Source organism: Arthrobacter sp. Y3223164, from assembly GCF_059091005.1.
In genome coordinates, this window is sequence record NZ_JBNHGF010000773.1 from 1 (window position 1) to 626 (window position 626).

The window sequence follows — 626 nt, forward strand, 5'->3', positions numbered from 1 at the left end:
GGCGCTGGGCGGCGGCCACCTGCACCATGACCACCAACTGGCGCCGTCCGGCGTCGATCCCCACGTTGCTCAGCCGCAGGGAGGCGTCACCGCCCTGCAGCACCCCGCGCACCACGTCCAGCAGCACCTGGCCCACGGAACTGCGGTCGGCCGCGCGGCGGTGCGCCTGGTTGCTCAGTTCCAGGCTGATCAGGCTCTGCGCGTAGTCCACGATGGCGTTGCGCTCGTACGGCTTGCCCAGGGCCAGCGTGCAGCGGTCCTTCAGGCCGGTGGCGATGGGAAGCTCATGCCAGCCGTTTTCCTCGCCGCCGCCGGTTCCGTACAGCCGGGTCCCGTACTGGGAGAGCACGACGTCGGTGCCCACCATCGCCGAGAGGGTGCGCAGGAGCGCGGGGAGGCCGCCGCCGCCCAACAGCGAGGCGGCCAGCGCCTGGTGGTCCTTGAGGAGGTGCTCCAGGCGGTTGTAATGGTCGGCGGAAATGGCGTCGGCGACCATCTTGCTGATCGCCACGAAGGGTGTCTCGTAGGGAACTTCGAAGACCGGAAGCTCCAGCTGGTTCGCGGCGGCGAGCACGCCCGCCGGGACCCGGCGGTGCGTCAGCCCGAGCGCGAAGCCCATGCCGACC

General features: G+C 70.9%; 1 protein-coding gene. It reads right to left on the reverse strand.

The annotated features are described in order from the left end of the window. On the reverse strand, positions 1-626 hold a 626-nt coding region (locus AC5RUJ_RS17935; RefSeq protein WP_494156477.1), incomplete at both ends, for a PucR family transcriptional regulator ligand-binding domain-containing protein.